This window comes from Tsukamurella sp. M9C (genome assembly GCF_020169415.1).
Taxonomy (GTDB): domain Bacteria; phylum Actinomycetota; class Actinomycetes; order Mycobacteriales; family Mycobacteriaceae; genus Tsukamurella.
The window spans coordinates 13,334-28,708 of sequence record NZ_JAIULG010000015.1 but is presented as its reverse complement, the minus strand read 5'-3'; the positions used below and the strand labels follow the sequence as shown (position 1 = coordinate 28,708).

13 protein-coding genes are annotated in these 15,375 nt (G+C 72.0%); 6 read left to right on the top strand and 7 right to left on the bottom strand.

Annotated features, from left to right (window positions below):
- Nucleotides 1–48 precede the first annotated feature (48 nt).
- The 3 genes from LB823_RS09625 to LB823_RS09615 are packed head-to-tail and all read right to left on the bottom strand — an operon-like array spanning nucleotide 49 to nucleotide 4,101.
- A complete protein-coding gene (locus tag LB823_RS09625) occupies nucleotides 49–1,068 on the bottom strand; it encodes a 3-isopropylmalate dehydrogenase (RefSeq protein ID WP_224646763.1) in 1,020 nt (339 codons plus the stop codon).
- Complete coding sequence (serA, locus tag LB823_RS09620; protein WP_224646762.1) at nucleotides 1,065–2,651, bottom strand: phosphoglycerate dehydrogenase; 1,587 nt, start codon at nucleotides 2,649–2,651, stop codon at nucleotides 1,065–1,067. The genes LB823_RS09625 and serA overlap by 4 nt, the downstream gene beginning before the upstream one ends.
- A gap of 13 nt (nucleotides 2,652–2,664) precedes the next feature.
- On the bottom strand, nucleotides 2,665–4,101 hold the full coding sequence (locus LB823_RS09615) for an MFS transporter (RefSeq protein ID WP_224646761.1): 1,437 nt from the start codon (nucleotides 4,099–4,101) through the stop codon (nucleotides 2,665–2,667).
- 153 nt (nucleotides 4,102–4,254) lie between these two features.
- On the opposite strand from LB823_RS09615, the gene LB823_RS09610 reads away from it, so the two are divergent.
- Together LB823_RS09610 and LB823_RS09605 are read left to right on the top strand one after the other, a co-directional pair.
- Nucleotides 4,255–5,475, top strand: a complete 1,221-nt coding sequence (locus tag LB823_RS09610) for an LLM class flavin-dependent oxidoreductase (RefSeq protein ID WP_224646760.1) — start codon at nucleotides 4,255–4,257, stop codon at nucleotides 5,473–5,475.
- Nucleotides 5,476–5,484: 9 nt separating this feature from the next.
- Nucleotides 5,485–6,849 carry an NtaA/DmoA family FMN-dependent monooxygenase gene (locus LB823_RS09605; RefSeq protein ID WP_224646758.1) on the top strand — a complete coding sequence of 455 codons (1,365 nt, stop codon included), beginning with the start codon at nucleotides 5,485–5,487 and terminating at the stop codon, nucleotides 6,847–6,849.
- Here LB823_RS09605 and LB823_RS09600 read toward each other — a convergent pair.
- Nucleotides 6,846–8,066: a helix-turn-helix domain-containing protein gene (locus tag LB823_RS09600; protein ID WP_224646756.1), complete on the bottom strand. Its 1,221-nt coding sequence runs from the start codon at nucleotides 8,064–8,066 to the stop codon at nucleotides 6,846–6,848. The genes LB823_RS09605 and LB823_RS09600 overlap by 4 nt on opposite strands.
- Before the next feature lie 148 nt (nucleotides 8,067–8,214).
- Between LB823_RS09600 and LB823_RS09595 the strand changes: the two genes are divergently transcribed.
- From LB823_RS09595 to LB823_RS09580, 4 genes are read left to right on the top strand one after another with little or no spacing between them, the layout of a single operon-like run.
- The gene (locus LB823_RS09595) at nucleotides 8,215–9,687 is read left to right on the top strand and encodes a class I adenylate-forming enzyme family protein (RefSeq protein WP_224646754.1); all 1,473 of its coding nucleotides are present in this window, start codon (nucleotides 8,215–8,217) and stop codon (nucleotides 9,685–9,687) included.
- A gap of 27 nt (nucleotides 9,688–9,714) precedes the next feature.
- On the top strand, nucleotides 9,715–11,499 hold the full coding sequence (locus LB823_RS09590; RefSeq protein WP_224646751.1) for a DUF3556 domain-containing protein: 1,785 nt from the start codon (nucleotides 9,715–9,717) through the stop codon (nucleotides 11,497–11,499).
- On the top strand, nucleotides 11,496–12,908 hold the full coding sequence (locus tag LB823_RS09585; RefSeq protein ID WP_224646750.1) for an NAD(P)/FAD-dependent oxidoreductase: 1,413 nt from the start codon (nucleotides 11,496–11,498) through the stop codon (nucleotides 12,906–12,908). Before LB823_RS09590 ends, LB823_RS09585 begins: the two co-directional genes overlap by 4 nt.
- Before the next feature lie 52 nt (nucleotides 12,909–12,960).
- Complete coding sequence (locus LB823_RS09580) at nucleotides 12,961–13,284, top strand: DUF4286 family protein (protein ID WP_224646748.1); 324 nt, start codon at nucleotides 12,961–12,963, stop codon at nucleotides 13,282–13,284.
- Between the two features lie 18 nt (nucleotides 13,285–13,302).
- Here LB823_RS09580 and LB823_RS09575 read toward each other — a convergent pair whose 3' ends face one another.
- From LB823_RS09575 to LB823_RS09565, 3 genes are all read right to left on the bottom strand, one after another.
- Entirely contained in the window at nucleotides 13,303–14,310 is a 1,008-nt protein-coding gene (locus LB823_RS09575; RefSeq protein ID WP_336672173.1) for a diiron oxygenase, read from the bottom strand.
- A gap of 98 nt (nucleotides 14,311–14,408) precedes the next feature.
- Nucleotides 14,409–14,777 carry a DoxX family protein gene (locus LB823_RS09570; protein ID WP_224646744.1) on the bottom strand — a complete coding sequence of 123 codons (369 nt, stop codon included), beginning with the start codon at nucleotides 14,775–14,777 and terminating at the stop codon, nucleotides 14,409–14,411.
- A complete protein-coding gene (locus LB823_RS09565) occupies nucleotides 14,774–15,373 on the bottom strand; it encodes a TetR/AcrR family transcriptional regulator (RefSeq protein WP_224646743.1) in 600 nt (199 codons plus the stop codon). Before LB823_RS09565 ends, LB823_RS09570 begins: the two co-directional genes overlap by 4 nt.
- Nucleotides 15,374–15,375: the final 2 nt, after the last annotated feature.

Sequence of the window (15,375 nt, the reverse complement as noted above, 5' to 3'; positions counted from 1 at the left end):
AAGTCAGGGATGGGCCCGACGGTGCCCCGACAGAGGGCGGGCGACGGGTTACGTGCTGAGGGCGGCGGCGATGCGGTCGCCGACCTCGACGGTGCGGATCGGGGCGTCGCCGCGGGCGGCGAGGTCGGCCGTCACGGCGGCCTCGATGCGCTGCGCGCCGTCCTCGTTCCCGAGGTGCCGCAGGAGCATCGCGGCCGACAGGATGGCCGCGGTGGGATCCGCGACGCCCTGGCCGACGATGTCCGGGGCGCTGCCGTGCACGGGCTCGAACATCGACGGGTTGGTGCCCGTCGCGTCGACGTTGCCCGACGCCGCCAGGCCGATACCGCCGGAGATCGCGCCGGCCTCGTCGGTGAGGATGTCGCCGAAGAGGTTGTCGGTGACGATGACGTCGAACCGCGACGGGTCCGTGACCAGGTAGATCGTGGCGGCGTCGATGTGGCTGTAATCCACGGCGACGTCGGGGAACTCGGTCGCCACCTCGTCGACGGTGCGCTGCCACAGCGAGCCGCCGAAGACGAGCACGTTGGTCTTGTGCACCAGCGTCAGCTTCTTCCGCCGGGTGCGCGCCAGCTCGAAGGCGAAGCGCACCACGCGCTCCGCGCCGAACCGGGTGTTGACCGAGGTCTCGTTGGCGACCTCCTGCGGGGTGCCGACGCGGATCGCGCCGCCGTTACCGGTGTACGCGCCCTCGGTGCCTTCGCGGACCACGACGAAGTCGATCTCGCCCGGGTTCTTCAGCGGCGACTCGACGCCCGGGAAGAGCTTCGACGGGCGCAGGTTCACGTGGTGATCCAGCGCGAACCGCATCTTCAGCAGCAGGCCGCGCTCGAGCACGCCCGGCGGGACCTTGCGCGGGTCGCCGATGGCGCCGAGCAGGATCGCGTCGTGCTCGCGCAGCGACGCCAGGTCCTCGTCGGTGAGCAGCTCGCCGTTGCGCTCGTAGCGGCGCGCGCCCAGGTCGTAGTCGGTGGTCTCGATCTCGCCGACCACCGCGCGCAGCACCTTGAGCGCCTCCGCCGTCACCTCGGGGCCGATGCCGTCCCCGCCGATCACCGCGAGCTTCACGACAGGTCCACCTGCGCGATGGTGGTGGCGGCGACCGCGTCGCCGATGGCCTGCTGCACCTCGGCCGAGACGGGCTGACTGACGCGCAGCAGCACCGTCGCGCCCGCACCCTCGGCGTCCTGGCTCAGCGCCGCGGCCTGGATGTCGATGCCGGCGTCGCCGAGCAGCGTGCCGATCTTGCCCAGCGAGCCCGGCTGATCGCCGTAGGCGATGAACAGGTTCAGGCCCTCGGCGCGCAGGTCGAAGTTGCGGCCGTTGATGTTGGTGACCTTCTCGACGCGGCTCAGGCCCGAGAGCGTGCCCGCGACGTTCTGGACGGTGCCGTCGCCGTAGACGGCGCGCACGTCGACCAGGCTGCGGTGGTTGGGGCTCTCCGAGACCTTCTCCAGCTCGACGGTGACGCCGCGCTCCTCCGCGAGGGCGGGGGCGTTGACGAAGGTGACGGCGTCCTCGATGACGGCCGAGAACAGGCCGCGCAGCGCCGAGAGCTGCAGGATGTCGACGTTCTCGCTGGCCAGCTCGCCGCGGACGGTGACGCCGATCTTCTCCGGCAGCTGCCCGGGCAGGCCGCCCAGCAGCACGCCCAGCTTGCGGGTGAGCTCGAGCCAGGGCGCGACCTCCTCGTCGACGGCGCCGCCCTTGACGTTGACGGCGTCCGGGACGAACTCGCCGGCCAGGGCCAGGCGGACGCTCTTGGCGACGTCGGTGCCGGCGCGGTCCTGGGCCTCCGAGGTCGAGGCGCCGAGGTGCGGGGTCACGACGACCTGCGGCAGCTCGAACAGCGGGCTGTCGGTGCAGGGCTCGGTCTCGAAGACGTCGAGGCCGGCGCCGAAGACGTGACCCGAGGTGATGGCGTCCGCGAGGGCCTGCTCGTCGATGAGGCCGCCGCGGGCGGCGTTGACGATGACGACGCCCTTCTTGGTGCGGGCGAGCGCCTCACGGCCGATCAGGCCCTTGGTCTCGGGGGTCTTCGGGAGGTGCACCGAGATGAAGTCGGCGCGCTCGAGCAGCTCGTCGAGGGTGAGCAGCTCGATGCCGAGCTGCGCGGCGCGGGCCGGGCTGACGTAGGGGTCGTACGCCACGATCTTGGTCTCGAAGGCGGCGAGGCGCTGCGCGACGAGCTGGCCGATGCGGCCCATGCCGACGACGCCGACGGTCTTGCCGAGGATCTCGACGCCGTTGAAGGCGCTGCGCTTCCAGGTGTGCTCGCGCAGGGTCTTGTCCGCGGCGGGGATCTGGCGGGCGGTGGCGAGCATCAGCGCGACGGCGTGCTCGGCCGCGGTGTGGATGTTCGACGTGGGCGCGTTGACCACGAGGACGCCGCGCTCGGTGGCGGCGGGCACGTCCACGTTGTCGAGACCGACGCCCGCGCGGGCGACGATCTTGAGCTTGGTGGCGGCGGCGAGGACCTCCGCGTCGACGGTGGTCGCGGAGCGCACGAGCAGCGCGTCGGCCTCGGGGACCGCGGCGAGCAGCGCGGGGCGGTCGGGGCCGTCGACCCACTTCACCTCGACGTCGTCACCGAGCGCCTCCACTGTCGACGGTGCCAGCTTGTCGGCGATCAATACCACGGGACGGGTCACTTGCGCTCCTCATTCACGGTGCCGGTTGCACCGTCAGCTTAGTGACCTGGTGCTCGGCGGAACTCGGGCGGGTCGCGCGGCGCCGCGCATCGAGCACCGCGCAGCCCAGCCCCGCGACGAACATCGCGAGGCACAACGCCAGCGCGAGAACCAGTCCGCCCGCGTCGTGCGGGCGGGCCAGGTACAGGCCCGACGTCGCGGTGAGGGCCACCGTCGCCGACAGCCGCTGGACCAGCTGGAGGAAGCCCGCCGCCACGCCGTTCGCCGCGGGCGGGGCGTACTCCAGCGTCAGGGCCCGATTGGGGGCGTCGACGAGGCCCGACGCCACGCCCGAGGCGGTCGACAGGGCCGCGACCACGATCAGCACGCCCGGGCCGCTGAGCACGCCGACGGCGCTCACGTAGGCGACGACGATCACGGCCTCGGCGACCAGCGCCCAGACCACCGTCGCCCGGCCGAACCGCGCGGCGACCCGCCACCCGATCCCGGAGGACGCCGCCATGGCCAGACCGCCTCCCACCAGCACCAGGGCCGCCTGCAGCGCGCTGAGCCCCTCGCGCTCGATGAGGTACATGGTGAGGACGGTGTTCGCGGACAGCGCCGCACCGAAGTAGAAGGTCGCCACACCGGCACCGAGGGTGAAGCCGCGCGCGGCCAGCAGCTCGGGGACGAGCACCGGGGTACCGCCGCGGCGCGCGTAGCCGCGCTCCCAGCGCACGAGGAGCACGACGACCGCTCCGGCCGCGACGACGCAGGCGCCCGTTCCGGCCGCTCCGAGGCGGGCGACGAGCGGGATCAGCACCAGCAGCACCGCGGCGGCCAGCAGCGCGAGCCCGACGAGGTCGAACCGGGCCGCGCCGCGCGGCGCACCGTCGCGCCGCAGGAACACCGCGGCACCCACCAGCGCGAGCACCCCGAACGGGACGTTGAGCGCGAGCGCCCACCGCCAGCCGGCCTCCTCCCCCGCCAGGCCGAGCACCAGGCCCCCGGTCACCGGCCCGGCCACGCCCGCCAGCCCGATCGCCACGCCATAGGCGGCGAGCGCGCGGGCCCGGAGCACCCCGGTGAACCGATCGGCGATGATGCCCAGCACCTGCGAGCTGATGACGCCCGCGGCGATGCCCTGCAGCAGGCGCGCGGCCACGACCTGCCAGGCCCCGTCCGCGAGAGCGGAGACCAGCGCCGACGACGAGAACACCGCGACCCCGCCCAGGAACAGCCTGCGCCGGCCCAGCACGTCGCCGAGCCGGCCCGCAGGAACCAGTGCCAGCCCGAAACCCAAGGAGTAGGCGGCGAGCACCCATTGGGTCTGCCCGGGGGTGGCGTCGAGCTGCGCGCGCAGCGCGGGGAGGGAGACCGCCACCGCACCCGAATCGAGCAGCGTCGCGAACCCCGCGAGGCAGCACACCAGTACCTCCCACCGGGAGCGGCCCCGCGGCCTCGCCCGCACGGATCCCCCGTTTCGCAACGTCTCCACGACGGATGCAAACCCGTGGTGGCCGTGGACATTTCCCCCGGATCGGGATGATCCGAATCGTTGACGCCGGACGGGCACGGGACGAACGTGAGTGTCCAGATCCGATCACCACGAGACGGGAACCACATGGCGCAGAACGCATCCTCCTCCGCGGACCGGCCGACGGGAGGGGCGCCGGAGCTGCATCTCGGCGTCGCGCTGGACGGCGCCGGATGGCACCCGGCGGCCTGGCGCGAACCCGCCGCGCGGCCGCGGGAACTCGGCTCGGCGGGGTACTGGACCGACCTCGCGAGCGACGCCGAGACCGGGCTGCTCGACTTCGTCTCGATCGAGGACGCCCTGCGCGTGCCGTCGCACGACGTCGGCCGGGTCCGCAGCCGTGTCGACGCGCACCTCATCGCCGCGCTGATCGCCCCGTCGACCTCCCACATCGGCCTGATACCGACTGTGACGACCACGCACACCGAGCCCTTCCACGTCTCCACCGCGATCGCGACCCTCGACTACACCTCGCGCGGCCGCGCGGGCTGGCAGCCGCGCATCTCGCCGACCGCGGCCGAGGCGGCGCATTTCGGGCGCCGGACCATCGCGGACCCGACGCCCGCCGAACTCGCCGGATCGCAGCCGTCGCAGGCCCTCCTCGACCTGTTCGACGAGGCCGCCGACGCCGTCGAGGTCGCCCGCCGTCTCTGGGACAGCTGGGAGGACGACGCGGAGATCCGCGACGTCGCGACGCGCCGCTTCATCGACCGGGACAAGCTGCACCGCGCGGACTTCTCCGGGCGCTTCTTCTCGGTCCGCGGGCCGTCGATCACGCCGCGACCGCCCCAGGGGCAGCCGGTGGTGGCGGCGCTGGGACACGCTCCGGTTCCGTACGAGTTCGCCGCCCGCGCCGCCGATCTACTGTTCGTGACCCCCACCCTCGCGGACGGGCCCGCCCCCGTCCTCGCCCTGGTCGACGAGGCCGCCCGGCGCGTGGGGCGCGACGGGGAGCGGCTGCGGGTGTACGCCGATGTGGTCGTGTTCCTCGACAGCGGAACCGAATCCGGCACCGAGCGCCTGGCCCGGCTCGACGCGGCCGCCGGATCCCCGTTCACCTCCGACGCCGCGATCTTCGCCGGCTCCGCGGACGACCTCGCCGACCTGCTCCTCGACTGGTCGGACGCCGGCGTTGACGGGGTGCGCCTGCGCCCCGGCGCGCTGCCCGACGACCTCACCGCGATCACCCGCCGCCTGGTCCCCGCGCTGCAGGCCCGCGGCCGATTCCGCACGGAGTACCCCGACGGTCCGCTCCGCGCCCTGCTGGGCCTGCCGTCGACCGTCCCCAACCGCTACGCGACCGTCTGAGGAGACGCCATGAGCGAGAACAAGAAGCAGGCCATCCTGGGCGCCTACCTGGGCGGGGTGAACCACCACACGGCGTGGTGGCACCCGGACGCGGGAAGCCAGATCGACTTCAGCAGCTTCGAACACACGGCGCGCACCGCCGAGCGGGGCCGGTTCGACTTCTTCTTCCTCGCCGAGGGCCTGATCCTGCGCGAGCGCGCCGGGCAGGTCTTCGACCAGGACATCATCGGACGCCCCGACACCTTCACCGTGCTGGCGTCGCTGGCCGCCGTCACGCAGCACCTGGGCCTCGCCGGCACCGTCAACGCGACGTTCAACGAGCCCTACGAGCTGGCGCGCCGGTTCGCGAGCCTGGACCAGCTCTCCGGCGACCGCGCCGCGTGGAACGTGGTGACCTCCTTCGACGCATTCACCGGCCAGAACTTCCGGCGCGGCGGCTACCTGGACCCGGCCGACCGGTACGTGCGCGCCGAGGAGACCCTCGAGGCGGTCCGGGCGCTGTGGGACAGCTGGGGCGAGGCCGAGCCCCTGGCGGACAAGACCGGCGGCCGCTTCGTCGCCGATCCGGGCACCGGCGACTTCGGCATCCGCGGCGAGCAGTTCGACATCGAGGGCACGTTCACCGTGCCGCGCAGCCCGCAGGGCCGCCCGGTGGTCCTGCAGGCGGGCGTCTCGCCGCAGGGCCGGCAGTTCGCCGCCGCGAACGCCGACGCGATCTTCTCCCCCTACGGCAAGCTCCCCGAGGCCGCGGACTTCTACCGCGACATCAAGTCCCGCGCGGTGGCCGCGGGCCGCGGCGCCGACGACATCAAGATCCTGCCGTCCGCGAGCTTCGTCCTCGGCGACACCCCGGCGGACGCCGCCGAGAAGCACCGCGAGGTGGTGCACGGTCAGGTGACCGGGCAGACGGCCCTGATCCTGTTGGAGCAGATCTGGAACCGCGACCTGTCGGACGTCGACCCCGACGGCCCGGTCCCCGCCATCGATCCCGACCCGGAGGCGCCGCCGATCATCCAGGGGCGCGCCTTCGTGCACCAGGACCGGTTCGCGACCGCGCAGCGGCTGCGCGAGGTCGGCGAGGCGAAGAAGCTGTCGCTGCGCGAGGTGGTGATCGACCAGTTCGAGCGCGGGCCGCTGATCGGCACGCCGGAGCAGGTCGCCGCGCAGATCGACGATTTCGTCCAGCAGGACGGGTCCGACGGCTTCATCCTCGGCTCGCACCTGGTGCCGACCGGGCTCGACGAGTTCGTCGATCGCGTCGTGCCGCTGCTGCAGGACCGCGGGGTCCTGCGGGCCGACTACGCCGAGGCGAGCACGCTGCGCGACAACCTGGGGCTCCCGGTGCCGCACCGCCGAGTGCAGGCGCGCACCTAGCCCGCTCCGAAGATCCGGCGCACCGCGAGCGCCACCTCGACGTCGAGCCGGTCGTCGCCGATCTCGCGGCCCCGCCGCGCCACCGCGCGGCGCACCCGGTACTTCACCGAGTTGGCGTGCAGGAGCTGCTGTTCTGCGGTGGCCTTGAAACTGCCGCCGGTGCGCAGGAAGATCTCGAGCGTGCTGCGCAGCCGCTCGTCGGCGGCGGACACCCCGGTCAGCTCCCCGAGCACCCCGTCGGCCCAGGCCCGCGCCGCGGCGACGTCGTGCGCGACGAGGGCCGCCAGGCCCACCCCGGGATCCGTCGCGACCAGCAGCCGCGCGTCCGTCGCATCCGCCACCCGCCGCACCTCACGGGCCGCCCGGTTCGTCGCGCGGAAGCCCTCCAGTCCGTCCCGCGGCGGCCCGAACACCACCCGCGGCGCCTCCGAGTCGGCGGCGGCGAATTCCCGCGCGTCCGCGACCGCCGCGTCCCCGTCCGCGACCGGCAGCCACGCCCACGCGGTGAGCCGGTCGACCGCGACCGTGAGCGGCGGCGCGGCGGCGCCCGCCGCCGCCCCGAGCTCGCGGAGGAAGCGCTCGATCCGCTCGACCTCGTCGACGCCCTCGGCGTACCAGACGACCATCCCGATGTGGGTGGCGCGCAGGGGGTACCGGATGCTCGCGGACGCCGCGGCCACGCTCGGCACCTCGCCGTCGAGAACCTCGAGGACGCGCACCGTCCGCGCGCCGCTGCGGGCGTCCACCCACGCCGCGCGCTCGGTCTCGTACTCGTCGAGGACGCGGCGGGTGACGACGTCGTTGTAGTCGAAGGACCAGCCCACCAGCCAGCGCATCGCGGCCTCACGCAGGTCCTGCTCCACCCCGGCCTCCGCGTCGACGGCGTCGCCGATGAGGGCGATCATCGTCTGCTGGCCCAGGTAGTAGGCGCGGACGAGAGACGTCGCGGCCATGCCGCGCTGCGCCACGCGGCGCGGGTACTCGAGCGCGGCCAGCGGGACCTCGACCCGCTCCACCGGGACGTCGAGCACGATGGCGTGGGTCACGTTCTCGACGTTGGCCTCGACGCTCGCGGCCAACGCGCCGAGGATCGCGTCGTCGGCTCGCAGGTCGGGGAGGTCCGCGGCGATCCGCTCGGTCATGGCGTCCGACACCGCGCGCCGGGACGCCGCGCTCAGTAGCCGGGCGATCAGCCTGCGCGGCGCGTCGGGTTCCATCACCAAATCTTAGCGACGATTCCGGCCCGATCATCGACGAATTCGTCCTGCGAGGACGAATGCGAGGTCACATCTCGTCGCCGGTGGACGATGTGACCCCGGTCACGGGCGACCTACCGTGGATGCACCCACCGGACTAGGAGCCACCGTGACGTACGACTTCACCACCTTCGCCCACCTGCCCGCGGCGCGTGCCGCCGCGGCCCCGCACGCGCCCGCGGTCGCCGACGACGCCGTCGACCTCGACAACGCCGCCTTCGACGGTGCCGTGCGCAGCGCCGCCGCCGCCCTGCGCGCGGCGGGCGTCGGCCCCGGGGACGTGGTCGCGGTGAAGTTGCCGAACACGGCACTGCTCGTGGTCACCCTGTTCGCGTCCTGGCACCTGGGCGCGGCCGCGACCCCGATCAATCCGTACCTCGCACAGCCCGAGGTGGAGTACCAGGTGCAGGATGCGGGCGCGGCGGTCCTGGTCACCGAGGCCGGCGCGCCGGCGGGGGTCACGGTGATCGCCGCGGACGCGTTGCTCGGACACGCGCCCGACACTGCGGAGCCGGTCGCGGCACCGTCGGACCTCGCGCTGCTGATCTACACCTCCGGCACCACGGGGCGCCCGAAGGGCGTGATGCTCGACCACGCGAACCTGGTCGCGATGAGCGAGATGTCCTCCGCGGCCTTCGACTTCGACGCCGACGATCACAGCCTGCTGATCCTGCCGCTGTTCCACGTCAACGCCATCGTGGTCTCGACGCTCAATCCCCTACGCGGCGGCGGCCGCGTGACCATCGCGGGCCGATTCGACCCGCGCACCTTCTTCCAGGTTCTCGAGGAGACCGGCGCGACGTACTTCTCCGCGGTTCCCACGATCTACACGATGCTGGCGGGACTGCCGCCCGAGGTGCGGCCCGACCTGTCAAAGGTGCGCTTCGGCGTGTGCGGGGCCGCGCCCGCGAGCCGGGAACTGTTGGAGGGCTTCGAGGCCCGCTTCGCCTTCCCCCTGATCGAGGGCTACGGCCTGTCCGAGTGCACCTGCGCCGCGACGTGCAACCCGCTCGACGGGGTGCGCAAGGTGGGCAGCGTGGGGGTGGCGCTGCCCGGCCAGCGGGTCCGGATCGCCGGGCCCGACGGTGCCGACGTCCCCGTCGGCGAGCCGGGCGAGGTGCTGCTCGCGGGACCGAACATCATGCGCGGCTACCTCGGCCGGCCCGAGGAGACCGCGAAGACGATCGTCGACGGGTGGCTGCACACCGGCGACGTGGGCATCCTCGACGAGGACGGCTACCTCCGTCTCGTGGACCGCGCGAAGGACATGATCATCCGCGGCGGGGAGAACATCTACCCCAAGGAGATCGAGACCGCGGTGTACGGCGTGACCGGAGTCGCCGAGGCCGCGGTGATCGGCCGGCCGGACGCCAAGTACGGCGAGCTGCCCGTGCTCTACGTCTCGGCCGCGCCGGGCGTGCGGCTCGACGTCGACGCCCTCGCCGCGCACGCCCGCGAGCAGCTCGCGAAGTACAAGCAGCCCGTCGCGATCACCGTGCTCGACGCGCTGCCGAAGAACCCCGTCGGCAAGATCGACAAGCCCGCCCTGCGTCGCCTCGACGCCGCCGCCCCCACCGCCTGATCCGATTCCCCCGGAAGGACTTCTCTCATGGGATTCATGAAACCCGACCTCCCCGAGGTCGATCCGGCGGAGTTCATCACCCGCCCGCTCCAGGACCGCCTCCGCTTCGCCACCCAGCGCTGGGTGGACCACGGCTTCGGCACCCAGAAGGTCGCCTTCGTCATCTACGTCGTGAAGCTGCTGGTGCTGTACGCCTTCGGCGGCGTGCTCTTCGCCACCGCCACCTCGGGCCTGCACTTCTGGGAGGTCTCGACCTGGTGGAACCAGCCCATCGTGTACCAGAAGCTGGTGCTGTGGACCACCCTGCTCGAGGCCATCGGCGTCGCCGGCGCGTGGGGCCCGCTGACCTTCAAGATCAAGCCGATGACCGGTGGAATCCGGTTCTGGGCCCGCACCGGAACGATCCGGCTGCGCCCCTACACCTGGGTCCCGGGCACCACCGGGACGCGGCGCACCGCGCTCGACGTCGGCCTGTACTGGCTGCTGCTCGCCTCGCTGGTGCTGGGCATCGCGCTCCCCGGCGTGATCGTGACCGACTCGTCGCCGTACGAGCTGGTGGCGCCCTGGCTGATGATCGCCCCCGTCGCCCTGCTGGTCCTGATCGGCCTGCGGGACAAGACGATCTTCCTGGCCGCGCGCGGCGAGCAGTACATGCCCGCACTGATCATGTTCGGGCTGCTGCCGCTCCTGTCCTTCGCCACGATGATCGTCGGGCTCAAGCTGCTCATCGTGGTTGTCTGGGTTGGCGCCGGCATGTCGAAGATCGGCAAGCACTTCATCAACGTCATCCCCGTGATGGTGTCCAACTCGCCGTGCATGCCCTTCAAGGGCCTCCGGCGCGCCCACTACCGCAACGCCCCGCACGACCTGCTGCCGTCGCGCCTCGCCCGGTTCATGGCCGAGGGGTTGGGCACGTTCGTGGAGATCGTCGCGCCCCTCATCCTGCTGTTCTCCATGAACCGGACCGTCACCGTGGTGTGCGCCGTTTTCATGGTGTGCTACCACCTCTTCATCATCTCCACGTTCCCGCTGGCGGTCCCCCTGGAGTGGAACCTGCTGTTCGCGTACACCGCGTTGTTCCTGTTCGTCGGGTTCCCCGCGCAGGACGGCTATTCGGTGCTCGACATGTCTCCGTCGTGGCTGATCCTGGTCGTGCTCGCCGCACTCCTCTTCTTCCCCGTGCTGGGCAACATCCGGCCCGACAAGGTCTCCTTCCTGCCGTCGCTGCGCCAGTACGCCGGCAACTGGGCGACCGGCATGTGGGCTTTCGCGCCCGGCGCCGAGGAGAAGCTGAACCGGGTGCAGCGGCAGACGACGAACACCGTCGACCAGTTCGTCGCCACCGGCGTCTCCCGCGAGTGGGCCGAGACGCTCATGAACATGGGCCTCGGTTGGCGGGCGTTGCACAGCAACGGCCGCGGCCTGTTCTCGACCCTGTTGAGCCACGTGCCCGATGTCGAGCAGCGCACCCTCCGCGAGGGCGAGCTGGTGTGCAACACCATGATCGGCTTCAACTTCGGCGACGGCCACCTGCACGATGAGACTCTCATCGCCGCGGTGCAGGAGCAGGCGGGGTTCGAGCCCGGCGAGCTGATCGTGGTCTGGGCCGAGTCGCAACCGGTCACCCGGTTCAGCCAGGACTTCAAGATCATCGACGCGGCCCTGGGCGTGGTGGCGCGCGGCCGGTGGAGCGTCACGGAGTGCGTGACGACGCAGCCGTGGCTGCCGGACGGCCCCGTCGCGTGCGATATCACCTGGTCAGCAGACCACGCCCGCTTCCCGCTCGGCACCGGGCTAGGCTCGCGGGCATGACCACCGGCACCGTCGTCGGCGGCGGGCCCAACGGGCTCGCCGCCGCGATCACCCTCGCCCGCGCGGGCGTCGAGACGACCCTGCTGGAGGCCGCCGACACCGTCGGCGGCGGCCTGCGATCCTTCGAGGCGATCGTGCCCGGCCTGATCCACGACCACTGCGCGGCGATCCACCCCATGGCCGTCGGCTCCCCCTTCCTCGCCACGATCGACCTCGCCCGGCGCGGGCTGCGCTGGCGCTCCGCCGAACTCGAGTGCGTGCACCCGCTCGACGACGGGACGGCGGGGGTGCTGCGGCGCACCGTCGGGGACACGGCCGAAGGTTTGGGGCCCGACGGTGCCGCCTGGCGGGCCCTGTTCGGCCGGCCGGTGCGGAACTTCGACAAGATCGGCCCGTCGATGCTGGGGCCGCTGCTGCGGGTGCCGCGGCACCCGGTGGCGCTGGCCGGATTCGGTGCGCCCACTCCCCTGCCTGCCGCGGCGCTCGCCCGCGCCTTCCGCACCCCGCAGGCGCGGGGGCTGTGGGGCGGCGTGGCCGCGCACGCCTTCCGGCCCCTGCACGAGCCGATGAGCTCGGCGATCGGGAAGGGCATGCTCACGGCCGGCCACGCCTTCGGCTGGCAGGTGGCCGAGGGCGGCTCCGGAGCGATCGCCGCCGCCCTGCTCGCCGAGTTCGAGGACCTGGGCGGGCGCGTGGAGACCGGGGTGCGGGTGACCACGGCGAACCTCCCCGCCGCCGACGTCACGCTGTTCGACCTCGATCCGCGCCAGGTGGCGGCGGTCCTCGGCGACCGGCTCCCGACTCGGGTGCGCCGCGCCTTCGGGCGTTTCCGGTACGGGCCGGGCGCATTCAAGGTGGACTTCGCCGTCGAGGGCGGCGTGCCGTGGACCAACCCGGACGCTCGCCGCTCCAGCACCGTCCACCTGGGCGGCGAGTTCGCCGAGATCGCGGCCACGGAGAAGGCCATCAAGGCGGGACGTATGCCCGAGCGGCCCTTCGTCCTCGTCGGCCAGCAGTACCTCGCGGACCCCTCGCGGAGCGTCGGCGACGTCCACCCCGTCTGGTCCTACGCGCACGTGCCGAGCGGCTACGCCGGCGACGCCACCGAGGCGATCATCGCGCAGATCGAGCGGTTCGCCCCCGGCTTCCGCGACCGCATCGTCGGCACCGCCGTCTGCTCCACCACGGAGATGTCGCGCTACAACGCCAACTTCGTCGGTGGCGACATCAACACCGGATCGAAGGATCCGCTCCAGCTGATGTTCGGGCCGCGGATCACCCTGCAGCCCTACGACCTCGGCGTGCCCGGTATGTACATCTGCTCCGCCGCAACGCCGCCCGGACCCGCCGCGCACGGCATGTGCGGATTCCACGCCGCGACGCGAGCGCTCGACCGGCTGGGCCGGTGAGCGTCCCGAAGTCCCAACGATCGGGGCACCGTCGCCCCGGAACGGAGATCACATGACCGAGATCCTGCTGCTGGTGCGGTCCGCCGCCGCGTCGCCCGAGGTGGAGGACGAGTACAACGCCTGGTACGACGAGGTGCACGTACCCCAGATCCTCGAGCGCGTACCGGGCGTCCTGTCCGCGCGGCGCTACCGCCTCGCCGACGCGCAGCTCGCGCCGGCGGACATGCTCCCCGTCGCCTACCTGGCCGAGTACCGCATCGAGACCGACGATCCCGCGGCCGCGGCGGCCGCGCTCGGCGCGGCCCTCACCGACGGCACGCTCGACATGAGCCGGACCATCGCGCGGCCCGAGATCCTGTTCTACCGCCCGGTGTAGCGCTCCCCGGCGACCGGCCTACTGCGCGGCGTAGGCCGGCTCGCTGCGGAACCGAGAGATGCGGCCGTCGATGCCGCAGATCCGCCACATGAGCTTGCTCAGCGGGTTCATGAGGCCGCACTTCTCGGCCATCATCCGCACGTCGCCGAAGACGTCGCGCTTCATCTGCTGCGACTCGTCCGAGCGCCAGAAGATGTCCTTCTTCACGGACCGCGGCACGTCGAAGGTCTCCCAGAACTCCTTGGGCGGCATCATGATCATCGTGACCATCACGCGCATGGTGATCGGCAGCATGAGCGAGAGCACGAGCCGCGGGAAGGCGCCCCGGGTGGGGATGCGGTGCTCGAGCAGCTGGTGCGCGAAGCCGATGTGCCGGGCCTCCTCGGCCACGTGGATCTGCATGATCGAGCTCATCGCCGGGTGCTGCTCGGAGCCCGAGCGCAGGAACTGCTTCTGCAGGTGATCGATCGGCTCCTCGCCGCCGAGCACCATCATGTAGAAGTACAGCGGTGTCATGGTCGCGAAGAGCGGCACGATCGGCGAGATGCGGCGCAGGAACCAGCTTCCGCCGGGCACGTCCATGCCCACGCGGTTGACGAACTCCTGGAACATCAGCGTGTGCTGACATTCCTCCTTCGCCTCGTGCGTGGCGTAGCGGAACTCCGGCGAGTTGTTCGGCAGGGCCGCCGTGTACTGCATGATGCCGCGGATCAGCATGGACTCGAACTGCAGGCCCACCTTCGCGACATTCGCCTGGCGCCACATGCCGATCTCGATCTGCTTCGCCAGCGGCTGCGCCTGATACCAGGGGTGACGGCCGATCGGATCGAAGCGGGAGTCGCAGACCCACCGCGGATCATCCGGAACGATCGCCAGCTCCGGCGCGTCCCAGTCGATGTCGAGGTACGGGTCGAAGTTCCGGCGCACCGACGCCTCGGAGAGGTCCGTCAGCGCCTGCTCGTACTCGGCCTGGCCGGGGAACGGATCCCCCTGCGTGCGTCCCATGTGCGTGAGGGCCAGTCGCATCCACGTCTCACTTCCATCCGCAGCCATCGCCTTCGTGATAGCCGTTCGGGTCCACCCTATCACTATCAATCAGCAGTGCTGGTTTCTTCGGCGACGAACTAGGCGTAGGACAGGATCAGCACGCCCGTCGAGAAGGCGAGCATGCCGAGGCAGTTCACCCAGAAGGTGGAGCCGAGGAATCCCGCCTTCACGTGCGCGACCGCGGCGCACACGAAGTAGACGACCACGCCGGCGTTGGCGGCGACCCCGACGCCCGGGTAGGACAGGCCGGCGACCAGTCCTCCGACCGCGACCAGCTTGATCACGACGAGGGTCCACCACCAGTCCCGCGGGAACCGGACACCGTCGAGGCAGTCGCGGATGAAGGCGGGCGGACGCAGGGACATCAGCGCGTCGCCGAGCAGCACAACGGCGAGCGCGACGGTGAGCCACGGCCAGTGCGGGGTATCGATGAAACCGGTGGTCATTGCGGTACTCCTTCTCCCAGGATCTGTCCGATCGCCTCGACGAGGCGCTCCGCCGCGGCCTCCCGCGTGACCGCGCCACCCGAGGTGGCGAACAGCAGGCCGATGTAGACGAAGTAGAGGGAGCGGGCCGCCGCGGCGGGGTCGGAACACCCCGTCGCCGCGAAGACCTGCTCGAAGTCGGCCTGCAGTTCGTCGCCGAGGTCGCCGAAGGTGCGGGAGCGGTGCTTGCCCCGCGCGAGGACGGCGGCGTACTCGCGGGAGAGGTCACCGTCGGCGTTGAAGTAGGTGACGAACGGCCGGACGACCTCGACGAGGCGCACCGTCGCCTCCCCCGGCGTCAGCGGCGGCAGCTCCGCCGCCGGCTCACGGTCGGCGTGCACGGCCGCGATCCAGTCGTCGACGATGGCTATGAGCAGCGCGTCCTTGTCGCCCACCCCCATCACGGTCCCGACGCTCACGCCGGCATCGGCGGCGATGCCGCGCACCGTCGTGCCCGCGAAGCCGTGCGCGCGGAACGAACGATCGGCGGCGGCGAGCACCCGCGCCCGGGTGCCGGCCTTCGCCTCCGCCCTCGGCTGAACGTGTTCATTGAACATGT

Coding starts and splice junctions, on each gene's coding strand:
- LB823_RS09575 (WP_336672173.1), bottom strand. CDS start 14,310: ATGCGACTGGCCCTCACGCACATGGGACGCACGCAGGGGGATCCGTTC.
- LB823_RS09590 (WP_224646751.1), top strand. CDS start 9,715: ATGGGATTCATGAAACCCGACCTCCCCGAGGTCGATCCGGCGGAGTTC.
- LB823_RS09610 (WP_224646760.1), top strand. CDS start 4,255: ATGGCGCAGAACGCATCCTCCTCCGCGGACCGGCCGACGGGAGGGGCG.
- LB823_RS09585 (WP_224646750.1), top strand. CDS start 11,496: ATGACCACCGGCACCGTCGTCGGCGGCGGGCCCAACGGGCTCGCCGCC.
- LB823_RS09600 (WP_224646756.1), bottom strand. CDS start 8,066: ATGGAACCCGACGCGCCGCGCAGGCTGATCGCCCGGCTACTGAGCGCG.
- LB823_RS09580 (WP_224646748.1), top strand. CDS start 12,961: ATGACCGAGATCCTGCTGCTGGTGCGGTCCGCCGCCGCGTCGCCCGAG.
- LB823_RS09570 (WP_224646744.1), bottom strand. CDS start 14,777: ATGACCACCGGTTTCATCGATACCCCGCACTGGCCGTGGCTCACCGTC.
- LB823_RS09605 (WP_224646758.1), top strand. CDS start 5,485: ATGAGCGAGAACAAGAAGCAGGCCATCCTGGGCGCCTACCTGGGCGGG.
- LB823_RS09565 (WP_224646743.1), bottom strand. CDS start 15,373: ATGTTCAATGAACACGTTCAGCCGAGGGCGGAGGCGAAGGCCGGCACC.